This is a genomic window from Pseudoalteromonas sp. BSi20495 (assembly GCF_000241185.1).
GTDB lineage: Bacteria > Pseudomonadota > Gammaproteobacteria > Enterobacterales > Alteromonadaceae > Pseudoalteromonas > Pseudoalteromonas fuliginea.
Window position 1 is genome coordinate 1 of the sequence record NZ_BADY01000207.1, and the last position, 7,540, is coordinate 7,540.

Annotated in this window: 5 protein-coding genes; 3 read left to right on the plus strand and 2 right to left on the minus strand. The window is 38.4% G+C overall.

The window, feature by feature from the left end:
- Positions 1-2,419: ATP-binding protein (locus P20495_RS21205; RefSeq protein WP_033016563.1), on the plus strand; the 2,419-nt coding region annotated here is incomplete at its 5' end.
- Positions 2,420-2,487: 68 nt separating this feature from the next.
- On the opposite strand, the gene rho is transcribed toward P20495_RS21205, so the two are convergent.
- Both rho and trxA read right to left on the minus strand, forming a co-directional pair.
- Positions 2,488-3,747, minus strand: a complete 1,260-nt coding sequence (rho, locus tag P20495_RS00095; RefSeq protein ID WP_007377355.1) for a transcription termination factor Rho — start codon at positions 3,745-3,747, stop codon at positions 2,488-2,490.
- 186 nt (positions 3,748-3,933) lie between these two features.
- A complete protein-coding gene (trxA, locus tag P20495_RS00090) occupies positions 3,934-4,260 on the minus strand; it encodes a thioredoxin TrxA (protein ID WP_002960942.1) in 327 nt (108 codons plus the stop codon).
- Positions 4,261-4,351: 91 nt separating this feature from the next.
- Here trxA and rhlB point away from each other — a divergent pair, with 91 nt between their 5' ends.
- Together rhlB and gppA are read left to right on the plus strand one after the other, a co-directional pair.
- Positions 4,352-5,629: an ATP-dependent RNA helicase RhlB gene (rhlB, locus tag P20495_RS00085; protein WP_007377356.1), complete on the plus strand. Its 1,278-nt coding sequence runs from the start codon at positions 4,352-4,354 to the stop codon at positions 5,627-5,629.
- Between the two features lie 43 nt (positions 5,630-5,672).
- The gene (gppA, locus tag P20495_RS00080; RefSeq protein WP_007377357.1) at positions 5,673-7,166 is read left to right on the plus strand and encodes a guanosine-5'-triphosphate,3'-diphosphate diphosphatase; all 1,494 of its coding nucleotides are present in this window, start codon (positions 5,673-5,675) and stop codon (positions 7,164-7,166) included.
- Positions 7,167-7,540: the final 374 nt, after the last annotated feature.

Below are 7,540 nucleotides of genomic sequence, written 5' to 3' on the forward strand. Positions count from 1 at the left end.
GCTTGAACAAGCTAATATATTAAATAATATAGGTTTAGCCTATTTTGATATGCATAATTTAAAGCTCACTCTTGATTATTATTTAAAAGTACAAAGCCTCTATGAAACTGAAGGTAGCGATCAGGATAAGGCTGATATTTTGCTTAATATCGCTGGAGTTTATGTGCGGTTATCGCGCTATGACAGTGCATTCGCTATCTATAAAGATGTTCTTCAAGTTTACCAAAAGCTAGGAGATCAAAGTGGTATTGCCCAAGTATATAACAATATGGGTGTGGCTTCTTTTGAAAGTAATCAATTCGACTTAGCACTACATTACTACGAGTTAGCACTGCATTATTATTTATCTGTTAATGACTATAACCACTTATCAACTCAGTACACCAATTTAGCAAATATTAACTTAATTTTAAATAAAGTGGATGTTGCCTATGAACAAGCAAGATTAGGTGAGAAATTTGCACTTAAAATTTCAAATCAAAGTTTGGAGCTTAATGCGCTATATGCTTTGGGAAAGGTGCAATTTGTAAAAGGGGAACTCGATAAAGCTAAAGTGAGCTTGGAGCGTTCAACAGCGCTTGCCCACGAGTATAAAAGTGAGAGGATGATCCGAAATGGTTTAGGCACCAAGTCATTACTTGAAGCAAGCCAAGGTAATTACTCTAGTGCAATGATCCTTCACGAAAAGTTTATAGGTGAACTAAGACTATTGAGAAGCGATAGTATTATTAATGCATTGGCTGCATTGCAGGATCAATTCAAAGCAACTCAATTAAACCAAGAAATAAAGCAACTTAAGCAAGATCGCAAAGTACAAGAATTAAAAATGGCTCAGCGTTCTCAGCTCACTTTGTTTGTTTTTGTATTGTTATTCTTGGTTGTTGTGACTGGTGTGGCACTGTATCGGCGTGGTGCAGAAAAGCGGGCGAAACATCACCTAGCTGAGCAGGTTGAGCAGCGTACAGCTGAATTGCAAGCAGTGGCGCAAGAATTAAGAGAAGCTAATGATGTAAAAAGTCAGTTTTTAGCAAATATTAGTCATGAAATTCGCACTCCTTTGACCGCAATTTTAGGCCAAACTGATGATTTAATTAACGGACTGTATGAACCTGAGCAACTTCAAGATGAATTAGAGATAATTCAACGCCATAGTGATCATTTAAAGAGTTTAATTAATGATGTGCTCGATTTAAGTAAAATAGAAGCAAACAGATTAGAGCTCAGTATTTCTTGTTTTGATATTGTGCAGTTAATAAATGATGTACACGCTATGTTTATTACTCAAGCGACAGCAAAAAACCTACGTTTAGTGTTAGATAATCAAATTGGTGATGAGTTCTACACAAAATTAGATTTAATTCGTGTTAAACAAATACTCATTAATTTATGTGCTAATGCGATCAAGTTTACCCATTCAGGCCAAGTAGTGATTGTTCTAAATAAGACAGAACAAGGAGTCGTATTGGTCATTAAAGACACCGGAATCGGTATGAACTCAACACAATTAAAACTGATTTTCGAGTGCTTTAGCCAAGCTGATAACAGTATTAGTCGCCGATTTGGTGGTACGGGTTTAGGTTTGAGTTTGTCGCAGCAATTAGCCTCTATGATGGGAGGTTATATTAGTGTGCAAAGCGAATATAAGAAAGGCAGTCAGTTCTCATTCTTTTTACCGTGTGTAAAAGTTTCGAAAGAGCAGGGTCTTGCCGAATTACAAGCTCCAGTTTTAAAAGACAAGCAGTTAAGTGGGAGGGTTTTACTTGCTGAAGATCACCCTGATAATCGAAGGCTAATAAGTCGTTATTTACGCTCAATAGGACTCGAAGTTATTGCAGTTGAAAATGGTGAACAAGCCGTTGAACAATGCTTGCAAGAAGATCCAGATATAGTCTTACTCGATATACAAATGCCAGTGATGGATGGACGAGCTGCCTTTCAATTATTACAACAATGCGGTTTTCAACGTCCTATTTTTGCTTTAACTGCGAATGCAATGAGCCATGAGGTGGATGATTATTTAACACTAGGGTTCAGCGGATATCTAGCCAAACCTATCGATAAAGATTTATTTTATAAAACGTTAACTCAGTATCTTGGTTACACTAAAACGCCACAACAAGTTGAACAAAGTGATATTGATATGAGTGACTTGGTTATTAGTTTTAAGCAGAGTTTTACTTTAGAAAATGAGACTATAACACAGCACTTTATATGTGAAGATTTTGAAGCATTACAAAAAGATAGTCATCGTATTTTAGGTGCAGCGCAAATGTTTGGGCTGGATGAAATAGCGCAAGCAGCTAAAGATCTAGACAGAGCTTTATTACAAAAAGAAGATAATAGGAATAAGCAACATATCAAAGAGTTAGTGTTTAACCTGCAAGCTATTCTTCGAAAATACATGAAGGTTAACACATAAGTCAAATTGTTATTTATGGTATTAAAAAAGCGCCAAAAGGCGCTTTTTATTTTGAGTTTGGACGCTTCTTATTGACGTCTCATCGAATCAAAGAACTCATCGTTGGTTTTGCTCATTGATAGTTTATCGATTAAAAATTCCATCGCATCAATTTCTGACATGTCATGAACAATTTTACGTAAAATCCAAAGCTTCTGTAGCTCATCTGGCTTAGTTAGTAATTCTTCACGACGAGTACCTGAGCGGTTAAAGTCGATAGCAGGGAATACACGTCTTTCCGCAATTTTACGGTTAAGGTGCAGTTCCATGTTACCAGTACCTTTAAACTCTTCGTAGATAACTTCATCCATTTTAGAGCCAGTGTCGATAAGCGCTGTAGCTATGATTGTTAAGCTACCGCCTTCCTCAACGTTACGTGCAGCACCAAAGAAACGCTTAGGTTTATGAAGTGCGTTAGCATCAACACCACCAGTAAGTACTTTTCCTGATGAAGGAATAACGGTGTTATAAGCACGTGCTAAACGAGTGATTGAATCTAATAAGATAACAACATCTTTTTTATGCTCAACTAAACGTTTTGCTTTTTCGATAACCATTTCGGCAACTTGTACGTGACGAGAAGCGGGTTCATCGAATGTAGAGGCAATAACTTCGCCTTTAACTAAGCGCTGCATTTCTGTTACTTCTTCCGGACGCTCATCAATTAACAATACCATAAGCGTTGCATCTGGATGATTGTGTGTAATCGATTGCGCGATATTTTGTAGTAGCATTGTTTTACCCGCTTTTGGCGGAGCCACTAACAAACCACGTTGACCGCGGCCAATTGGCGATGCTAAATCAAGTACACGGGCTGTAATATCTTCTTTACTGCCGTTACCGCGTTCCATACGAAAACGTTCGTTAGCATGTAACGGAGTCAGATTTTCGAAAAGAATTTTAGTACGAGAGTTTTCAGGTTTATCAAAGTTAACTTCATTTACTTTAAGTAAAGCAAAGTAGCGTTCACCGTCTTTCGGTGGACGGATAAGACCTGAGATTGAATCGCCAGTACGCATGCTGAAGCGGCGAATTTGGCTAGGTGAAACATAAATGTCATCTGGCCCAGCTAAGTAAGAGGCTTCTGATGATCTTAAAAAGCCGAAACCATCTTGTAAAATCTCTAATACACCGCCGCCGAAGATGTTCTCTCCGCCTTTGGCATGTGATTTAAGAATAGCAAAAATAATGTCCTGCTTTCTTAAACGGGCTACGTTTTCGAGCCCCATGGACTCAGCTTGGTTTACAAGTTCTTTTATAGACTTGTCTTTTAATTCGCGTAAATGCATATTGGTGGGTTCTTTATTACAGTTGTCATACTCAAAATCGCTTTGATCGTTGAGTGAGGTTTGTTGAATATAACTAAGGATTAGTTGGCTTTATAAACTAGCAGTTCACTGGCGAAGCGTCCAGTCTTTATACAAAATAAATTCAAAAAAGGGCAAAAAGCCCTTTTTTATAGTTCTAGCTTACAGTTAGATGTTGTTTTCTAAAAACTCGATAAGCTGAGTTTTTGAAAGGGCACCTACTTTCGTTGCTGCAACTTGGCCGTCTTTAAAAAGAAGCAAAGTAGGGATACCACGAATACCAAATTTTGGCGGTGTGCCCGCATTTTGGTCAATATTTAATTTAGCAACAGTTACACGGCTGTCGTATTCATCAGCAACTTCGTGAAGAATAGGGGCGATCATCTTACAAGGTCCACACCATTCAGCCCAGAAATCTACTAGTACTGGTTTGTCAGATTGTAATACGTCAGCTTCAAAGCTATCGTCAGTAATTTGGATTATTTTCTCGCTCATTGCGCTCTCCGATTTAGTTAGGCGAAATATTTAGTGCGTATTTAAACACTCTTGTTTCTTATTGCAAGTTTAAACGTTATGCTTAAACGCTATGACTAAGACACATTTAACCGATAAAAAGTTTTCAGACTTTGCTATCGCACCGGAAGTGGTTGCCGGTTTAACCGAGAATGGGTTTGAATATTGCACACCTATTCAAGCAAAATGCCTACCTTTTATTTGTGATGGACGCGATATCGCGGGCCAAGCTCAAACTGGTACAGGCAAAACGTTGGCATTTTTAACTGCCACGTGCCATCGGTTATTACAATCTAGCAAAGCACCTAGTAAACATCCAAGAGCCCTGATCATGGCCCCTACTCGGGAGCTTGCGATTCAGATACACAAAGATGCTAAAATTTTAGCGCCGCACTGTAATCTTAACTTAGGTTTAGTATATGGTGGCGAAGATTACGAAAAACAACGTGCACAACTAGAAAAAGGCGTTGATATTTTAATTGGTACTACAGGTCGCCTAATTGATCTGTATAAGCAAGGCTGTTACACCCTTAATGAAATTGAGGTTGTCGTGCTTGACGAAGCTGATCGTATGTTCGATTTAGGTTTCATAAAAGATATTCGTTATATGTTTCATCGTATGCCGGATACATCAAAGCGTTTAAACTTATTATTCTCTGCCACACTATCGTATCGCGTACAAGAATTAGCGTTTGAGCACATGACAAACCCAGAACATGTTCAAATTGAACCTGATGTTAAAACGGGTAAACGCATCCAAGAAGAGCTATTTCATCCTTCGCAAGAAGATAAAATTAAGCTGTTATTAACCTTAATTGAAGAAGAATGGCCGGAAAAGGCAATTGTATTTGCAAATACAAAACACAGTTGTGAAACCGTTTATGCTTGGCTTAAGTCAGACGGTCATCGTGTGGGCATGCTTACTGGTGATGTTAATCAGAAAAAACGCCAAACTATATTAGCGCAATTTAGTAAAGGTGAATTGGACTTTTTAGTAGCAACTGATGTTGCAGCACGCGGTCTTCATATTCCAGAAGTAAGTCATGTATTTAACTTTGATTTACCGGACGATTGTGAAGATTATGTTCACCGTATTGGTCGTACTGGCCGCGCTGGTGCATCAGGCCATGCAATTAGCTTTGCGTGTGAGCAATATGCATATAACCTGCATGAAATTGAAGAATATATAGAGCACAGCATTCCTTTATCGCATTACGATAAAACTGCATTGCTAGATGATTTAACTCAGCCTATTATTCAAAGAAAGCGCAACTATTCAACAGGTCCACGTAGCCGTAGTAATAACAGCGGACGTCGCCCAAATAATAGTTACCAAAAAGGACGGTCGTAAGCGATCGTTTGTATAAGCAGTAGTAACTAGAGGTTTTTGAACGGTGGGGCAACTTAAACCGCAAAAAAATGTTTATGCAGTTATTGATTTAGGCTCAAATAGCTTTCATATGCTTATTGTTAAATCAATCGCTGGTGGTCTACAAACAATAGGCCGCGTTAAACGAAAAGTTAGATTAGCCGCAGGACTTGATACAAAAAATGTATTGAGTTCTGAAGCAATGCAGCGAGGCTGGGAATGCCTTGCTCTTTTTGCTGAGCGCTTACAGGATATCCCCAAAAAAAATATCACCATAGTTGCAACTGCAACACTGCGTTTAGCAACGAATGCTGATGTTTTCAAAATTAAAGCCGAAAAAATTCTTGGTCATAATATCAATGTAATTAGCGGAGAAGTAGAAGCGCGCACAATTTATAAAGGTGTTGCTCATACTTCATCATGCACGGGCAAACAGCTTGTTATTGATATCGGTGGTGCTAGTACCGAGGTTGTTATCGGCAAAGGTTTTGAAGCACTGCACTATAAAAGCCTCAATATGGGGTGTGTAACCTATCTTGAACGCTACTTTAAAGATTGCCAATTAAGTGATAGTAACTTTAATACGGCAATAAAAGCAGCTCGCACTGTCATTGACGAAATATCTCCCGAATATAAAGCCGCTAGTTGGAAAGTTGCTTCAGGTGCTTCTGGTACAGTCCAAGCAATTCAAGAAATAATGGTCGCGCAAAATCTTGACGACTTACTTACGCTTGAAAAGCTTAACACGATAAAAAATCAAGCCATTGCATTTAGCACTATAGCCGCATTAGACCTTCCAGGGCTAAGTGAAGACCGCCGCTTGGTATTTGTATCCGGACTCGCTATCTTAATTGCGTTATTTGAATCTCTTGAAATAGAGAGCATGGGGTTAGCGGGTGGAGCTCTGCGTGAAGGTGTTTTATATAGTATGGTGCCAGAGCTTCATAATAACAATATTCGTAAACGCACAGTTGATGGGTTTATGAGTCGTTATCATGTTGATCAAAAACAAGCGTGTCGAGTTTCAGGTTTAGCTGTGCAGTTAGCTGCAAATATTAATAAAGATTGGCCAATTGAAAGTTTAAATGGGCTACCATTATTAAAAGCAGTAGCACAGCTTCATGAGGTTGGATTGCTAATTGAGTATAAGCAGTACCATAAACACACTGCTTATATTTTGGAAAATACCGATATGCCAGGTTTTTCACAGTCTGAGCATAAATTAATAGTAGCGGTAGCAGATGCACATCGTTCTGACTTTCCAAAAGACTGCTTTAACTCTCTCGGTATAAATAGTTTATTGGCACAATACATTGTTAGGCTATTACGTATTGCGGTTATTTTATCAATGCGTAGACAAGATGATGTAGTGCCTCATTTTGAGTTAACTGCTAAAAATGAAGTGTTAGACCTTAAGTTCGAAAGAAACTGGTTAAAGGATCATCCATTAATGGCCAGCGAGCTACAACAAGAGTCTAAACAACAAGGTAAACTTGGGTGGAAGTTCATAGTAAACTAATTTAAAAAGGCCCATCAGGGCCTTTTTAGTGTTTAAAGTAACCATTTCGATGCAAATATGTGCGAACAGCATATTATTTCAAGTTTTCTTCAAAAAAGGGTTGATCTGTTTTCGGATCTCCCTATAATGCGACCCCACTGAGACGGGAAACGCTGAAGCATAGCAAGGCAGGAACTACTCAGAGAGTTAAATAAAACTTCGATTTTAAATCTTCCAAAAGAAAGTTTAAAACTAAGTATTGACTCGAAAAATAAAGGGTGTATTATTCGCATCCCTTGAGGCGCTAAAGCGACTCAAAACGTTCTTTAACAATATAAAGCAATCATCTGTGTGGGCACTCGTACAGATTGAGTTCTAACAGCCAAACTACTTAC

Coding starts and splice junctions, on each gene's coding strand:
- rho (WP_007377355.1), bottom strand. CDS start 3,747: ATGCATTTACGCGAATTAAAAGACAAGTCTATAAAAGAACTTGTAAAC.
- trxA (WP_002960942.1), bottom strand. CDS start 4,260: ATGAGCGAGAAAATAATCCAAATTACTGACGATAGCTTTGAAGCTGAC.
- rhlB (WP_007377356.1), top strand. CDS start 4,352: ATGACTAAGACACATTTAACCGATAAAAAGTTTTCAGACTTTGCTATC.